Annotated in this window: 14 protein-coding genes; 10 read left to right on the forward strand and 4 right to left on the reverse strand. The window is 74.7% G+C overall.

The features are described from left to right. Positions 1-134 precede the first annotated feature (134 nt). The gene (locus ACFVHV_RS23885) at positions 135-1,166 is read left to right on the forward strand and encodes a hypothetical protein (RefSeq protein ID WP_359897076.1); all 1,032 of its coding nucleotides are present in this window, start codon (positions 135-137) and stop codon (positions 1,164-1,166) included. Here the strand turns inward: ACFVHV_RS23885 and ACFVHV_RS23890 are convergent, their stop codons facing one another. Next, positions 1,167-2,537: a glycosyltransferase 87 family protein gene (locus ACFVHV_RS23890; RefSeq protein ID WP_359897078.1), complete on the reverse strand. Its 1,371-nt coding sequence runs from the start codon at positions 2,535-2,537 to the stop codon at positions 1,167-1,169. 214 nt (positions 2,538-2,751) lie between these two features. Here ACFVHV_RS23890 and ACFVHV_RS23895 point away from each other — a divergent pair, with 214 nt between their 5' ends. Further along, on the forward strand, positions 2,752-3,888 hold the full coding sequence (locus ACFVHV_RS23895) for a glycosyltransferase family 4 protein (RefSeq protein ID WP_359897079.1): 1,137 nt from the start codon (positions 2,752-2,754) through the stop codon (positions 3,886-3,888). An 86-nt stretch (positions 3,889-3,974) separates the two neighbouring features. On the opposite strand, the gene ACFVHV_RS23900 is transcribed toward ACFVHV_RS23895, so the two are convergent. Beyond that, positions 3,975-5,768: an AMP-dependent synthetase/ligase gene (locus ACFVHV_RS23900; RefSeq protein WP_359897081.1), complete on the reverse strand. Its 1,794-nt coding sequence runs from the start codon at positions 5,766-5,768 to the stop codon at positions 3,975-3,977. A 337-nt stretch (positions 5,769-6,105) separates the two neighbouring features. Here ACFVHV_RS23900 and ACFVHV_RS23905 point away from each other — a divergent pair, with 337 nt between their 5' ends. From ACFVHV_RS23905 to ACFVHV_RS23925, 5 genes are all read left to right on the forward strand, one after another. Next, positions 6,106-6,540, forward strand: a complete 435-nt coding sequence (locus ACFVHV_RS23905; protein WP_359897082.1) for an SRPBCC family protein — start codon at positions 6,106-6,108, stop codon at positions 6,538-6,540. Positions 6,541-6,566: 26 nt separating this feature from the next. After that, a complete protein-coding gene (locus ACFVHV_RS23910) occupies positions 6,567-7,739 on the forward strand; it encodes an ArsA family ATPase (RefSeq protein ID WP_380353238.1) in 1,173 nt (390 codons plus the stop codon). Between the two features lie 129 nt (positions 7,740-7,868). After that, entirely contained in the window at positions 7,869-8,303 is a 435-nt protein-coding gene (locus ACFVHV_RS23915; RefSeq protein WP_359897086.1) for a DUF5304 family protein, read from the forward strand. Positions 8,304-8,494: 191 nt separating this feature from the next. Then, complete coding sequence (locus ACFVHV_RS23920) at positions 8,495-9,439, forward strand: ROK family glucokinase (RefSeq protein WP_359897088.1); 945 nt, start codon at positions 8,495-8,497, stop codon at positions 9,437-9,439. 172 nt (positions 9,440-9,611) lie between these two features. Further along, positions 9,612-10,433, forward strand: coding sequence for an endonuclease/exonuclease/phosphatase family protein (locus ACFVHV_RS23925; protein ID WP_380353249.1), 822 nt, complete (start codon positions 9,612-9,614; stop codon positions 10,431-10,433). Here ACFVHV_RS23925 and ACFVHV_RS23930 read toward each other — a convergent pair. Continuing rightward, on the reverse strand, positions 10,430-11,176 hold the full coding sequence (locus ACFVHV_RS23930) for a hypothetical protein (protein WP_359897092.1): 747 nt from the start codon (positions 11,174-11,176) through the stop codon (positions 10,430-10,432). The genes ACFVHV_RS23925 and ACFVHV_RS23930 overlap by 4 nt on opposite strands. A 10-nt stretch (positions 11,177-11,186) precedes the next feature. Beyond that, on the reverse strand, positions 11,187-11,981 hold the full coding sequence (locus tag ACFVHV_RS23935) for an alpha/beta fold hydrolase (protein WP_359897094.1): 795 nt from the start codon (positions 11,979-11,981) through the stop codon (positions 11,187-11,189). Positions 11,982-12,182: 201 nt separating this feature from the next. Here ACFVHV_RS23935 and ACFVHV_RS23940 point away from each other — a divergent pair, with 201 nt between their 5' ends. The 3 genes from ACFVHV_RS23940 to ACFVHV_RS23950 are packed head-to-tail and all read left to right on the forward strand — an operon-like array spanning position 12,183 to position 14,993. After that, positions 12,183-13,025: a lysophospholipid acyltransferase family protein gene (locus ACFVHV_RS23940; protein WP_380353243.1), complete on the forward strand. Its 843-nt coding sequence runs from the start codon at positions 12,183-12,185 to the stop codon at positions 13,023-13,025. A gap of 49 nt (positions 13,026-13,074) precedes the next feature. After that, positions 13,075-14,301 (forward strand): MacS family sensor histidine kinase, encoded by a 1,227-nt coding sequence (macS, locus tag ACFVHV_RS23945; protein WP_359897098.1) that lies wholly within the window; start codon positions 13,075-13,077, stop codon positions 14,299-14,301. Beyond that, positions 14,298-14,993 (forward strand): response regulator, encoded by a 696-nt coding sequence (locus tag ACFVHV_RS23950; RefSeq protein WP_380353246.1) that lies wholly within the window; start codon positions 14,298-14,300, stop codon positions 14,991-14,993. The genes macS and ACFVHV_RS23950 overlap by 4 nt, the downstream gene beginning before the upstream one ends. The last annotated feature ends 53 nt before the right edge of the window (positions 14,994-15,046 follow it).

Below are 15,046 nucleotides of genomic sequence, written 5' to 3' on the forward strand. Positions count from 1 at the left end.
CCGGCTCCCGCCCCCGCCGGACGCTGTCCCGGCGGGGCGCGCTGCTGCTCGCGGCCGGTGGCCTGGCCCAGCTGTCGCTGCCTCCGGCCGCCCCGGCGGCGCCCGCGGCCCGCTCGGCGGACCGGCACGCCGAGGTGGCCGCCGCGCTGGCGGAACGGGCGCGCTCGGCGCCGCCGTGGGCCGGGCTGCCGGTGGCCGGGGCGGGGTACCGCAACCTGGTGCTCGCCGCCTCCGGCGGGCCGGAGCGGCTGACCGCCGCCGCCGAACTGGCGGTGCGGATCGCCGGGTACGACGAGTACCCGGTGGTGTACCCGCGCCGGATCGAGCTGGTCCGGGCCGGCGACGGCTGGCGGGTCGAGCGCGAGGAGAGCGCGGGCGGCCCGCCCGCGCCGTGGGACTTCGGGCCGCTCCGGTCGGCTCCGGGAGCGAACTGCCTGGTGGTCGGGCCGGCCGCCGGGCCCGACCCGGCCGAGCTGGCCGCGGTGGGGGACCGGGCGGTGCCCGCCGTCACCGAGGTCTGGGGCGGCGCCTGGCCGGAGCGGCTGCTGCTGGAGCGGCCCGCCACCGGGGAGCAGTTCGCCCGGCTGCTGGAGGGCGACCCGGACGGCTGGACGGGCATGGCGGCGGTCACCGTGGCCGCCCCCGGCGCACCGTGGCACACCCCGGCGGACCGGGTGCTGGTCAACCCGGAGGTGTACGGGCGGCTCAGCGACTTCGGCCGCCAGGTGGTGATCACCCACGAGGCCACCCACGTCGCGACCAGGGCCGACACCCGGGCCTGGACCCCGCTGTGGCTCTCCGAGGGCGTCGCCGACTGGACGGCGTACCGCGACTCGGGCCGCAGCCCGCAGCAGGTCGCCCCCGAGCTGGCCCGGGACGTCGCCGCCGGGAGGACGCCCACCGCGCTGCCCGCCGACCGGGACTTCGCCGCCGGGGCCACCGGCATCGCCCAGGCCTACGAGCAGTCCTGGCTGGCCTGCGAGCTGATCGCCCGCACCCACGGGCCGCAGCGGCTGGTCGCCTTCTACCGTGCGATCGGCGCGGCCGACGGGCAGGGCGAGGACCGGGAGCGCCGCACCGACCGGCTGATGCGCCGCGAGCTGGGCGTCGGGCTGGAGGAGTTCACCCGGCAGTGGCTGGCGCGGATGGCGGAGCTGAGGGGCTGATCAGCGGCGCTGCTCGGCCGGGGCGCCCGGGTGGTCGATCCCGTCCAGCAGGTCCTGCTCGTAGGCGATGCCCGGGCGCACCGGGTAGCCGGCGGACGGCAGCGCGGCGGGCTCGCGGTCCAGCACCACGGTCGGCGGCAGCGGCGCCTCGCCGCGGGTCGAGCGCCAGAGCCGGACGCAGGAGAGCACGGCCGCGGCCAGCAGCAGCAGGTTGCGCGCGGCCAGCACGGTGACCGCCACCGGGTCGCTGGCCAGCACCTGGGTGAACATGGTCGGGAACTCGACCAGGGTCAGCGGGCAGGCGAGCAGGATCAGCACCGCCACCGGCCGCTGGCTGCTGTTGCGCACGGTCAGGCAGACGGCCGCGACGCCGACCAGCCAGACCAGGTACTGCGGGCTGATCACCCGGCTGGTCACCACGAAGATCAGCAGCGCGCACAGCGCCGCGTCGTACATGGTGGCCGCGCTGCGGCGCTTGGAGGTGTAGCGCCACAGCAGCAGCCAGGCGAAGCCCAGCACGGTGCCGGCCATCATCACCTTGCTGATCACGCTCACCCACGGCCCGAGCATCTCGGGGGAGCCGTAGTTCATCGTGACCCGGCCGTCCCAGCCGCCGGCGAGCCGGGCGAAGTGCAGCGGCAGCGCGCCGAGCGACTCGACCTCGATGCCGCGGTCCTTCTGGAAGGCCAGGAAGTCGAAGGCGCCGTTCATCCCGGCGGCCAGCAGGAAGCCGATCGAGACGGCGGTGGCGCCGGCCAGCGTCCAGGAACGGCGGGTGCGGCGGCCGGAGGGGGTGCCGATCAGGCCGAGCAGCGGCCAGATCTTGACGATGCCGCCCAGGCCCAGCAGCAGCCCGCCGACCGCCGGGCGGCGGATCAGCGCCAGCAGACCGGCCAGGGCGACCGCGGTGACGATGACGTCGAAGCGGTTGTAGATCATCGGGCCGAGCAGCGGGACGCCCACCACCCACATCCAGGCGCCGGTCAGCGCCCGGCCCCGGCGCAGGCCGGTGCGCACCAGCAGCGCGGCCGCGGCGGCGTCGGCGATCCCGCAGATCACCCAGAACGAGACCAGGTACGACCAGGGCAGCAGGCCCGGCAGCAGGATCACCAGGGCGGCGCCCGGCGGGTACTGCCAGGTGACGTCGTCGAAGGGGAAGGTGCCGGTCTGGAGCACGCCGTACCAGGCGTGGTAGATCATCCAGACGTCCGCCGTGACGTCGCCGCCGGGCGCCTTCAGCACGCCCGTCGCCAGCAGCACCAGCAGCGCGCGGGTGGCGATCCAGGTGGCGCCGAGCGCGGCGAGCGCCCCGAGCGGGCGGCCGAGGCGGCCGCGTGAAGAACCGGGCTCGGTGGCCGGGGCCAATTCCACTGCGCTCCCTCGTTCGTCTCGGACGTCCCCACCGGAGGCGTCGTGGAGACGGACGCCCGGGCCGCGTCGCACTGCGGCCTAGGTACTAGGACTGACCCGGGGGTCAAACGGTTGCCGTGCGCGGTTCCGTTCCCGGCGGGTCATGGTGTTGACCTATCGTACGGATCACCCAGCGGTACACCGCGCACCCCCCGACCGAGCGAGCCGTGGCCTGATGCACAGAACCTTGATCGTCACCAATGACTTCCCGCCGCGCCCCGGTGGCATCCAGGCCTTCGTGCACAACATGGCCGTCCGTCAGCCCGCAGGCAGTGTCGTGGTGTACGCCTCGACCTGGCGGGACGGCAGCGAGGTGGCCCGCTTCGACGCCGAGCAGCCGTTCCCGGTGATCCGGGACCGGACGAAGGTGATGGTTCCCACACCGCGGGTCACCCGGCGGGCCGCCGAGATCCTGCGCGCGGAGAAGTGCGACTCGGTCTGGTTCGGCGCCGCCGCGCCGCTCGGGCTGATGGCGCCCACGCTGCGCCGGGCCGGGGCCGGGCGGCTGCTCGGCATGACCCACGGCCACGAGGCCGCCTGGGCCCAGCTGCCGGTCTCCCGGCAGCTGCTGCGCCGGATCGGCGCCGGCACCGACGTGCTGACCTACCTGGGCGAGTACACCCGCTCCCGGATCGCCGCCGCGGTCGGGCCGCAGGCCGCGGCCCGGATGGTCCAACTGCCGCCGGGCGTGGACGAGACGACCTTCCACCCGGGCTCCGGGGGCGCCGAGGTGCGCCGCCGGCTCGGGCTGGCGGACCGGCCGGTGGTGGTCTGCGTCTCCCGGCTGGTGCCGCGCAAGGGCCAGGACACCCTGATCGAGGCGATGCCGCAGATCCTCGCCGACGTGCCGGACGCGGTGCTGCTGATCGTCGGCGGCGGCCCGTACCGGGCGGACCTGGAGAAGCTCGCCGACGCCACGGGCGTGCGGGACTCGGTGCGGTTCACCGGCTCGGTGCCGTGGGAGGAGCTGCCCGCCCACTACGGGGCCGGGGACGTCTTCGCGATGCCGTGCCGCACCCGGCGCGGGGGGCTGGACGTCGAGGGCCTGGGCATCGTCTACCTGGAGGCCTCGGCGACCGGCCTGCCGGTGGTCGCGGGGGACTCCGGCGGCGCGCCGGACGCGGTGCTGGAGGGCGAGACCGGGTACGTGGTGCCCGGCGGCTCGGCCCCGGCGGCGGCCGAGCGGATCGTGCGGCTGCTGCGCGACGAGGAGCTGCGGCGGCGGATGGGCGAGGCCGGGCGGCGCTGGGTGGAGCGCTCCTGGCGCTGGGACCTGCTGGCCGGGCGGCTGACCTCGCTGCTGGCCGGGTGACGCCGACGGGCCCCGCCACTTTCCTGGAGTGGCGGGGCCCGTCCGGCGCCCGCGGTCGGGCCGCGTCGGGCGGCCGCTTCCGGCGGCTACTTCCGGTAGAGGGCCTCGATGTCGGCCGCGTAGTCCTTCAGCACGACGTTGCGCTTGAGCTTGAGCGAGGGCGTCAGGTGGCCGCTCTCCTCGGAGAACTCGGTGTCCAGCAGCCGGAACTTCTTGACCGCCTCGGCGTGCGAAACGGCGGCGTTGCCGTCGTCCACCGCGCTCTGGAGGGCGGCCAGCAGGTCCGGGTCGTCGGCGAGGTCGGCGACGGTGGCGCCGGCGGGCTTGCCGTTGAGCTCCTTCCACTTCGGGAAGAAGTCCGGGTCGACGGTGATCAGGCAGGCGATGAAGGGCTTGCGGTCGCCGACCACCATGACCTCGCCGACCAGGGCGTGGGCCCGGATCCGGTCCTCGATCACGGCGGGGGCGACGTTCTTGCCGCCGGCCGTGACGATGATCTCCTTCTTGCGGCCGGTGATGGTCAGGTAGCCGTCGGAGTCCAGCGAGCCGAGGTCGCCGGTGGCGATCCAGCCGTCCTTGAGGGTGTCGGCGGTGGCCTTCGGGTTGTTCCAGTAGCCGGTGAAGACGTGCGGGCCCTTGAAGAAGACCTCGCCGTCCTCGGCGATCCGCACGGAGGAGCCGGGCACCGGCTGGCCGACCGTACCGATCTTCGGCTTGTCCCACGGGTTGAAGGCGGTGGCCGCGCAGGTCTCCGTCAGGCCGTAGCCCTCCAGCACGGTGAAGCCGATGCCCCGGTAGAAGTGGCCCAGGCGCTCGCCGAGCGGGGCGCCGCCGGAGATGGCGTAGCTGGCCCGGCCGCCGAGGGCGGCGCGCAGCTTGCCGTAGACCAGCTTGTCGAAGACCGCGTGCTTGAGCCGCAGCACCAGGCCGGGGCCACCCGCGTCCAGCGCCCGGCTGTAGGCGATCGCGGTGTCGGAGGCCTTGTCGAAGATCTTGCCCTTGCCGTCGGCCTGGGCCTTGGAACGGGCGGTGTTGTAGACCTTCTCGAACACTCTGGGCACGCCCAGGATCAGGGTCGGCTTGAAGGAGGCCAGCTCGGCGGTGACGTCCCGGATGTCGGAGACGTGGCCGAGCTTGATCGGGGCCATCGCCGGGGCGATCTCGACGAGCCGGGCGAAGACGTGGGCCAGCGGCAGGAAGAGCAGGACCGAACTCTCGCCGGTGTTGAACATCGGGGCCAGGCGCTCGACGACGTTGCCGCACTCGGCCAGGAAGTTGCCGTGGGTCAGCTGACAGCCCTTCGGGCGGCCGGTGGTGCCCGAGGTGTAGACGATGGTGGCGATGTCGTCGGGGCCGGCGATCCGGCGGCGCTCCTCGATCGTCGCGTCCGGGACGTCCTGTCCGGCCTCGGCCAGGGCGGCGATCGCCCCGGCCTCGATCTGCCAGGTGTGCTTCAGCTCCGGCAGCCGCTCGCGGACCGTGCCGACCACCCGGACGTGCTGGTCGGTCTCGGTGATCACGGCGACCGCGCCGGAGTCGCCGAGGATCCACTCGACCTGCTCGGCGGAGGAGGTCTCGTACACCGGCACGGTGATCGCGCCGGCCGTCCAGATCGCGAAGTCCAGCAGCGTCCACTCGTACCGGGTACGGGACATGATGGCGACCCGGTCACCCGCCTCGATACCGGCGGCGATCAGGCCCTTGGCGGTGGCGTGCACCTCGGCCAGGAACTGGACCGACGTCAACTCCTGCCACTGGCCGTCCACCTTCCGGCTGAGCACGGCGAGATCCGGGTGCATCTCGGCGTTCCGGTGCACCGGGTCGGCGAGGTTGCCGTTGCTCGGTACCTGGTAGAGGGCCGGAAGGCTGAAGTCGAGCAAGACTGCTCCTCGTACGCGACGCTGCGGGACGGCAGGACGTTACTGCCCGGTAGGCAGCTTCGACCAGAGGGGTCGGCTCCGGTGTTCGAAGTGTCACACCCGGCCGGGTCGGACCAGGCCGTGACCGGGTCGTTCGAATGGCACCCTACGACAGAGCAGGGCGACCGGCCGGTAACATGCCCGGCCGCCCGGCGCCCGCCCGCACCACGGCCGCCCGCCGGGCACGGCCCGCGCCGCCGCGCCGCCCGCCGGGCGCGATAGCCTGCTCCGGGCGGACCGGGCCGAGCGCGCCCCGGCCGGACCGGCAGGCAGAGGGACGAGGCGGAGGGCCATTCCAATGGCGGAGCACACCAGGTCGAGCATCACCATCGACGCGACCCCGGCCACGGTCATGGCCGTGATCGCCGACTTCGCCGCCTACCCGGCCTGGACCGGGGAGGTCAAGGAGATCGAGGTCCTCAAGGCCGGCGAGGACGGCCGCGCCGCCGAGGTCCGGCTGCTGCTCGACGCCGGCGCCATCCGCGACGAGCACGTCCTCGCCTACACCTGGGACGGCGACCGCGAGGTCTCCTGGACCCTCGTCCGCAGCCAGATGCTCCGCTCGCTGGACGGCTCCTACACCCTCGCCCCGCTGGCCGGCGGCCGCACCGAGGTGACGTACCAGCTCGCCGTGGACGTCAAGATCCCGATGCTCGGCATGATCAAGCGCAAGGCCGAGAAGGTCATCATCGACCGCGCCCTGGCCGGTCTGAAGAAGCGCGTCGAAGGCTGACACGACCGAACGGGGGGCCGGACGGCATGACGGCGACACGCACCATCCTGATCAGCGGTGACTCGGGGGCTCCCACGGTGGCCGCCGCCACCGCCCTGCACGCCGCCCGGCGCGGCCACCGCACCTGGCTGCTGGCCGCCGACGACCCGCACCGCGCCCTGGACTCCGCCCTCGGCACCCGGCTGGAGCCCGAACCGCTCCTCCACGCACCGGGCCTGACCGTCTCCCGGATCGACGAGCAGGCCGCCTTCCGCTACGCCGTCGGCGAGCTCACCGGCCGGCTCAAGCCCGCCCTCGACCTGCTCGGCGCCGAACAGCTCGACCCCGAGGAGCTCACCGCCCTCCCCGGCATCGCCCGGCTCGCCCTGCTGCGCGCCCTGCCCGCCGCCGACCAGGACGTCCTGGTCGTGCTCGCCCCGCCGCCCGCCGAGCTGATCGCCACCCTCGCCCTGCCCGAACAGCTCGCCCGCTACCTGGACCGGCTCGTCCCCGAGCAGCGGCAGGCCGCCCGGGCGCTGCGCCCGCTGCTGGCCGGGCTGGCCGGCGTCCCGATGCCCGCCGACTGGCTGTACGAGGGGCGCACCAAGGCCGTCGCGGCGCTCGCCGAGTCCCGCGCCGCGATCACCGGCCCCGGCACCAGCGTCCGGCTGGTCGTCCCGGCCGACGGCCACCCGTACCGCGAACTGCGCCGGATCCGGGCCGGACTCGCGCTGCACGGGCACCGGCCGGACGCCGTGGTGGTGCACGGAGCGCTGCCCGGGGCCGCCGTCTCCTCGCCCGACTCCTGGCTGGCCGCCCTGGCCCGCCGCCGGCAGGAGGAGCTGACCGCGCTCGCCGCCGAGACCGACGCCCCGGTGCTGGTCACCGGCCTGGCCGACGCCACCCTGGAAGCCGTCGCCGACCGGCTCTACGGGGACGGGGACGGGCCCGAGCGGCTCGCCCCCGGGCCCTGGCCGGTCGAGGACCGGCTCGCCGAGGAGGGCCTGCTGGTCTGGCACCTCGACCTGCCCGGCGCCGACCGCTCCGAACTGGACCTGGTCCGCCGGGGTGACGACCTGGTGGTCGGAATCGGCACCCACCGCCGGGTGCTCACCCTCCCGTCCGCGCTGCGCCGCTGCACGGTGGCCGGGGCGGGGCTGCACGACGGGGTGCTCTCGGTGCGGTTCGCCCCCGACCCGGCGCTCTGGCCCCGGGGCTGACGGGGGGTTCGGCGGCGCTCCAGCGGTGCTCCGGCGGGGGTCCGGCGGCTTTTCGGGCCGCCCGGCCGGTCGGGTAGCGTCGGGCCCAAGGGGCCGCGGGGTGCGGCCACGGCTGAGGAGGCGCCCGCGATGACCAGCACCGACGACCGCACCGAGCCCGGAGGCCGGCCGGACGGCGAGCAGGACGGCGAGCAGGGCGGCCAGGGGCACCCGTTCGGGCCGGAGCTGGGCCCGCTGGTGGACGAGGTGCGCCGGTTCGCCGGTGCGCTCGGCGACAAGGCCCAGGAGGCGAGCGCCACCACCCTGATCACCCTGTCCGGGCTGGCCGACCGGCTGCGCACCCAGCAGCCGGAGGTCTACTCCCACCTCGCCGCGGCCGGCACCGGGCTCGCCGCCGCGGGCGCCGAGCTGCTGGCCGCCTACCGCGCCGCCGTGGCCGGGCACGAGAGCCGCTGGACCGCCGGGCAGGGCGCGCCGACCGAGAAGATCGACCTCGACCTCGACCTCGACGGCGACCTCGGCGGCGATGTTGACGAGGCTGACGGGTCGTCCGTCAAGCAGTGAAACCGTGACTTTCGGAGGGTGATCGCGCTGCTCTCGTACGTCACGAAGAAGGAGATTAGATACGACTTTTGAAGCGTCACGGCCAGGCTGTCCCAGGATTGTCTTCGGATAATGTATGCGAGGCTGTGTACGGGGGCCGGGTTGGGCGGTAGCGTTCCGTCCAGCGGAACGAGTGAATAGCTGAGGGACACATGGCTCTGACCATCGGCGTCGATGTCGGCGGGACCAAGATCGCGGCAGGCGTGGTCGACGAGGCGGGCGCCATCCTGGCCCGGACCAGGGTGCCCACCCCGGCCGACCCGCAGTGGGCGGTCGACGCCATCGCGCAGGCCGTGCGCGAGCTCAAGGAGGAGCACCCCGGTGTCACGGCAGTGGGCGTCGGCGCCCCCGGGTTCGTCGACAGCAACCGCTCGACCGTGATCTTCGCTCCCAACATCGACTGGGAGAACGAGCCGCTGCGCGGCCGGATCGAGGAGCTCACCGGCCTGTCCACCGTCGTCGAGAACGACGCCAACTGCGCGGCCTGGGCCGAGTTCCGCTTCGGCGCGGCCGCCGACCACCGCGACATGCTGCTGATCACCGTCGGCACCGGCATCGGCGGCGGCATCGTCCTGGACAACCGGCTGCACCGCGGCCGCTTCGGCGTGGCCGGCGAGATCGGCCACCTCAACATGGTCCCCGACGGCCTGCTCTGCGGCTGCGGCGGCAAGGGCTGCTGGGAGCAGTACGGCTCCGGGCGCGCGCTGCGCCGCTACGGCCGGGAGAAGGCGGCCGCCGACCCGCAGCGCGGCCACCGGATGCTGGAACTCAACGACGGCGTGGCCGAGACCATCCGCGGCATCCACATCACCCAGGCCGCGGAGGAGGGCGACCCGCTCGCCCTGGAGTGCTACGCCGAACTGGCCGACTGGCTGGGCCGCGGCATGGCCGACCTCGCCGCGCTGTTCGACCCGGGCGTCTTCGTGCTCGGCGGCGGCGTCTCCGACTCCGGCCGACTGCTGCTCGACCCGGTCGCCAAGGCGTTCGAGCACTACCTGACCGGTGGGGTGCACCGCCCGCGCGCCGAGGTCGTGCTGGCCTCGATGGGCTCCGCCGCCGGCATCGTCGGCGCGGCGGACCTCGCCCGCACCGCCTGACCCCCTCCGAGCCCGCCGGCGGCGGTGCGACCGGGCCCCGACCGATCCCGGACGCACCGCCGCCGTCGCACGTCCCGGCCCGGCCGCGTACGGTCGGATCGATCCGGTGACCGCCCAGGGGAGGACCATGAGCGCCGCGACCACGACCACCGCCATGACCGGGACCACCGCCATGACCGGGACCGCCGCCGCGACCACGACCGCCGCGCGGGCCGAACCGCTGCCGCCGCCCGGCCCGGGCCGGCTGCGGCTGCTCAGCTACAACATCCGCTCGCTGCGCGACGACCGGCGGGCGCTGGCCCGGGTGATCCGGGCCTGCGAGCCGGACGTGGTCTGCGTCCAGGAGTCCCCGCGCTACTGGCGGCCCGAGGGCCAGGCCGCCTGGCTGGCCCGGAACACCGGCACGGCCGTGCTCGCGGGCGGCGGCCGCACCGCCGCCGGCCCGCTGCTGCTCGGCCGGCCCGGCGCGGTGGAACTGCTGGAGGTGCACGACCGGCTGCTGCCCAAGACCCGCGGCCTGCACGCCCGGGGCTTCGCCGGCGCGCTGCTGCGACTGCCCGGCACGGCGCCGTTCAGCGTCACCAGCTGCCACCTCAGCCTGGACCAGGAGGAGCGGCACGGGCAGTTCGAGCTGCTCCTCGACCAGCTCGCAATCGCCGAACTCGGCGTCGTGGCAGGGGACTTCAACGAGCACCCGGACGGGCCGGGCTGGCGGCTGCTGGCCTCGCGGCTCCAGGACGGGTACCCGACCGCGCCCTGGGGAGGCGAGTTCACCTCCGTGCCGGAGCGCCCCTACCAGCGGATCGACGCCGTGTTCGCCACACCCGGGATCACCGTCCTCGGCTGCGGGGTGCCGCACGGGCTGCCCGGCGTCACCGAGGCCGACCTGCGGGCCGCGACCGATCACCTGCCGGTGCTCGCCGTCCTCGAACTGCCGACGAGCCGACCGGGCGGCCGGCCGGTCGGTCAGCAGGTCGGTCAGCGGGTCCGCTAGACGACCGCGCCGTGGTCCGGGTCCTCCGGCTCGTCCTCGTCGCGGTCCTTCATCCGCGCGACCAGGGTCACGAAGCCGCCGAGGAAGGCGGTGATCCCGACCCAGGCGGGCCAGCCGGAGATCTCCCGCCAGACCACCGCGTCGACCAGCAGCAGCGCCGGGCCGCCGAGCACCGCCAGCCAGGCGAACTTGGCGGTCACGTCGGCGGCCGGCAGCGGCGGGGGCTCCGGCGGGACGAAGTGCCCCTCGTCGGTCTCCTCGGCCAGTTCGAAGTCGCGCGGGCCCGCGCCGCCCGCCGGCATCACCGGCCGGCCGGAGCGGGGGCGGGGCTGCGGGGCGAGGTCGGCCAGGTCGTCCTGGTCGCCGCGGCCGCCGGCGCCGCCTTCCTTGTAGCCGCCCTTGAGCTCGTTCTGCGCCCGGAGGTTCTCGACCTCGGGCCAGTTCGGGTTGTTGAGGTCGACCGGGTCGTCGAACTGTGCCACCAGGGCGGCGAAGATCGCGTCCTGCTCGGCCTGGCTGCGCTCGGGCGCACGGCGCGGACGGCGTTCGGCGGTGTCGCCCGCGGCCTCTCCCGCGGAGCCGGCGGCGGCGTCCCGGCCGGGTGGGGGCGTCGCCGTGCCCTCCGGGCCGGTACGGTCCGTCGGCGCACCGCCCGGGGTGGCGGCGTCCGTCCCGCCGTCCTTGGTCGCGCCGTCCTCGCGGGGAGTCTCGTCCCCGCCGCCCGCCGTGCTGCTCTCGTGCACTTCCGGCCCTTCAGCCATGGTGATCGTCGGATTCGACCCGGGTGACGCCCGCCGCGTGCGCGGGGGCCAGCCGTTGGATGAAGTCCTGGCCGGCCGCGAATATTTCCGCCGCGTCGTGGTCCAGCGTCGCGACGTGGAAACTGCGCTGGCACAGCCGCTCCGTCACGTCCGTCGAGGATATCCGGGCCAGTACCAGTTCCGAGTTGGCCGGCGAGACGACGTGGTCCTGCGGGCTGTGGAAGAGCAGCACCGGCTGGGTCACCTCCGGCAGCAGCCGCTGGACCTCCCGCCACAGCCGGCTCAGCGACCAGGCGGCGTGCAGCGGGGTGCGGTCGTAGCCGACCTCGACCGCACCGGCCCGGGCGATGTCGTTGGCGACCCCGGGCAGGCTGGGCAGCAGGTGGCGCAGCACCGGCAGCAGCACGCTCGCGGGGGTGTCCGAGCGCACCGACGGGTTGACCAGCACCAGCCCGGAGACCGTCGGCCCGTGCAGCGCGGCGAGCCGCAGCGCCAGCGCGCCGCCCATCGACAGGGCACAGACGAAGACCTGCTCGCACTCGTCGGCGAGCGCCAGCAGCTCGCGCTCGACCTCCGCGTACCAGTCCTCCCAGCGGGTGAGCTGCATGTCCTGCCAGCGGGTGCCGTGCCCGGGCAGCAGCGGCAGCGAGACGGTGAAGCCGGCCGCGGCCAGTTCGTCGGCCCACGGCCGCAGCGACTGCGGCGACCCGGTGAAGCCGTGGCAGAGCAGCACTCCCACCGGCCCGCCGGTGTGGCGGTACGGCTCGGCACCGGGCAGCAACGGCATGGCGGACTCCTTCGCGGGCGGGTGGCGCTGGGGGAGAGGACGCTGGAGGGGGAAGTGCTGCGAAATCGCATCGTCCCACGCTCCGCGCCGGGTCGTACACCCCCTGCGAAGGGGCCGGGCGCGGTCCGTACGGCGGGGGCGGGCACAGCGGACGGCCGCGGGGCATTAGGATCGACCGGTCCGCATAACAGGAGGCCCGGGTTGTTCTACCGACTGATGAAGATGATCGTCGCGCCACTGCTTCGGATCTTCTTCCGGCCCTGGATCGAGGGCGAGGAGAACATCCCCACCGAGGGTGCGGCGATCATCGCGAGCAACCACCTGTCCTTCTCGGACTCGTTCTTCTTCCCCGCCCTGATCAGGCGCCGGGTCACCTTCATCGCGAAGGCCGAGTACTTCAACACCCCGGGCCTCAAGGGCCGGCTGACCGCCGCGTTCTTCAAGGGCGTCGGCCAGCTGCCGGTGGACCGCTCGGGCGTGCGCGGCGCCGGTGAGGCCGCGATCCGCAGCGCCATCGCGGTGCTGGACAGCGGCGAGCTGTTCGGCGTCTACCCGGAGGGCACCCGGTCGCCCGACGGCAAGCTGTACCGCGGCAAGGTCGGCGGCCTGGCCCGCGTCGCGCTGGCCACCGGCGCCCCGGTGATCCCGGTCGCCATGATCGACACCGAGAAGGTGCAGCCGCCCGGCCAGGTGATCCCCAACTTCGGCATCCGCCCCGGCATCCGGATCGGCCGCCCGCTGGACTTCTCCCGCTACCACGGCATGGAGAACGACCGCTTCATCCTCCGTTCGGTGACGGACGAGGTGATGTACGAGATCATGCGGCTCTCCGGCCAGGAGTACGTGGACATCTACGCGACCGCCGCCAAGCGGCAGATCGCGGACGACAAGAAGAAGGCCGACGCCGAGCGCCGGGCCGCCGCCAAGGCGGAGAAGGCGGAGGCCGCCGAGGCCGAGAAGGCGGAGAAGGCCGAGAAGGCCGCCGAGACGGAGAAGGCTGCCGAGGCGGGCACCTCGGAGAAGCAGCAGGAGAAGCCGGAGTAGGCGTCCGGACGGCCGCTCGGCCGCCCGGACGGGCCCAGGGGAGGGGCGGATGACGGACGACGGGGGCAGAGCCGGCGCGGTCGGCGGCACGGTGGCGGCCGGCGGCATGTCCGTCGAACTCCCGCTGTGGAAGGCGATCTCCTACTTCCGGGTGCTGGCCCTGTGCTACGCCCTGCTGCGGTACTTCAACTCGTACCTGCACTTCCTGCACCCGGTGGCCGGCTGGATCTTCCTCGGCGCGCTGACCCTGTGGACCCTGGCCAGCACCCGGGCCTTCGCCAACCCGCAGCGCTGCACCTGGTACGTCCTGGGCGCCGACCTCACCCTCGCCGTCACCGGCATCGTGATGAGCGGCATGACCGACTCCCCGGCCCGGATCAGCCACGGCGCGCCCACCCTGCCGACGATCTGGGCGGCCGGCACGGTGCTGGGCTTCGCCGCGAAGGGCGGCTGGCGCCCGGCGGCGGCCTCGGGCTCGGTGATCGGCGTCGCCAACATCCTCGGCCACGGCGGGCCGACCGGCGACAACATCCACAACATCGTGCTGCTGATGGTGGCCGGCTGCGCGATCGGCTACGTGATCGAGCTGGCCCGGGCCAGCGAGGCCACCCTCACCCGGGCGCTCCAGGTCGAGGCGGCCACCCGGGAGCGCGAGCGGCTCTCCCGGGACATCCACGACGGCGTGCTCCAGGTGCTCGCCCTGGTCCAGCGGCGCGGCGCGGAGCTGAGCGAGCGGACGGCCTCCGGCGCGGACTTCGCCGAGCTCGGCCGGCTGGCCGGTGAGCAGGAGCGCGCGCTGCGGGCGCTGATGACGGGCGGTCCGCTGCCGGCGCGGCGCGCGTCGCGGTCCGACGCCGCCGAGCCGCCGGACCCGCACGCGCCGTGCGACCTGACCGTGCTGCTGCGCCCGTACGCGGACGAGCGGATCACGCTCTCCGCCCCCGGCACCCCGGTGCTGCTGCCCGGTCAGGCGGCGGGCGAGCTCGCGGCGGCCGTCGGCGCGGCCGTCGACAACGTGCGCAAGCACGCGGGGGAGCGGGCCCGGGCCTGGATCCTGGTCGAGGACGAGCCGGAGGCCGTCACGGTCGGCATCCGCGACGACGGGCCCGGCTACGCCCCGGGCCGGCTCGGCGAGGCCGAGCAGGCGGGCCGGCTCGGCGTCTCCCAGTCCATCCGCGGCCGGCTGCTGGACCTCGGCGGCACGGCCGAGCTGTACTCGGCGCCCGGGGAGGGCGTCGAGGTCGAACTGCGCGTCCCGAGGAAGGCCACTCAATGACCAGCCAGCCGATGACCGATCAGCCGACCGCCGACCGGCCGGTGCGGGTGATGGTGGTGGACGACCACCCGATGTGGCGGGACGCCGTCTCGCGTGACCTCGCCGAGGCCGGACTGGACGTGGTGGCCACCGCGGGCGACGGCGAGGAGGCCGTGCGCCGGGCCCGCGCCTGCACGCCGCAGGTGGTCGTGCTGGACCTCAACCTGCCCGGCCTGCCCGGTGCCGAGGTGTGCCGCCAGGTGGTCGCGCACGACCCGGCGGTGCGGGTGCTGGTGCTGTCGGCCAGCGGAGAGCACCAGGACGTGCTGGAGGCGGTGAAGTCCGGCGCGACCGGCTACCTGGTGAAGTCGGCCGGGCGGGAGGAGCTGCTGGACGCGGTGCGCCGCACGGCCGTCGGCGACGCGGTGTTCACCCCGGGCCTGGCCGGCCTGGTGCTCGGCGAGTTCCGCCGGCTGGCCGCCGAGCCGGCCCCGGCCTCGGCGCCGGCCGCCCCGCGGCTGACCGCCCGGGAGACCGAGGTGCTGCGGCTGGTGGCCAAGGGGCTGTCGTACCGGCAGATCGCCGACCGGCTGGTGCTGTCCCACCGGACGGTGCAGAACCACGTGCAGAACACGCTCGGGAAGCTGCAGCTGCACAACCGGGTGGAGCTGGTCCGGTACGCCATCGAGCAGGGCCTGGACGACGAGATCTGAGGGTCCGGCAGCGGCTGCGGCGCGGGCCCCGGGGGGGGCGTGCGCCCCGCGGC

It is taken from the genome of Kitasatospora sp. NPDC127116, assembly GCF_042677365.1.
Lineage (GTDB): Bacteria > Actinomycetota > Actinomycetes > Streptomycetales > Streptomycetaceae > Kitasatospora > Kitasatospora lactacystinica.

Coding starts and splice junctions, on each gene's coding strand:
- ACFVHV_RS23910 (WP_380353238.1), top strand. CDS start 6,567: ATGACGGCGACACGCACCATCCTGATCAGCGGTGACTCGGGGGCTCCC.
- macS (WP_359897098.1), top strand. CDS start 13,075: ATGACGGACGACGGGGGCAGAGCCGGCGCGGTCGGCGGCACGGTGGCG.
- ACFVHV_RS23895 (WP_359897079.1), top strand. CDS start 2,752: ATGCACAGAACCTTGATCGTCACCAATGACTTCCCGCCGCGCCCCGGT.
- ACFVHV_RS23935 (WP_359897094.1), bottom strand. CDS start 11,981: ATGCCGTTGCTGCCCGGTGCCGAGCCGTACCGCCACACCGGCGGGCCG.
- ACFVHV_RS23915 (WP_359897086.1), top strand. CDS start 7,869: ATGACCAGCACCGACGACCGCACCGAGCCCGGAGGCCGGCCGGACGGC.
- ACFVHV_RS23905 (WP_359897082.1), top strand. CDS start 6,106: ATGGCGGAGCACACCAGGTCGAGCATCACCATCGACGCGACCCCGGCC.
- ACFVHV_RS23950 (WP_380353246.1), top strand. CDS start 14,298: ATGACCAGCCAGCCGATGACCGATCAGCCGACCGCCGACCGGCCGGTG.
- ACFVHV_RS23920 (WP_359897088.1), top strand. CDS start 8,495: ATGGCTCTGACCATCGGCGTCGATGTCGGCGGGACCAAGATCGCGGCA.
- ACFVHV_RS23925 (WP_380353249.1), top strand. CDS start 9,612: ATGACCGGGACCGCCGCCGCGACCACGACCGCCGCGCGGGCCGAACCG.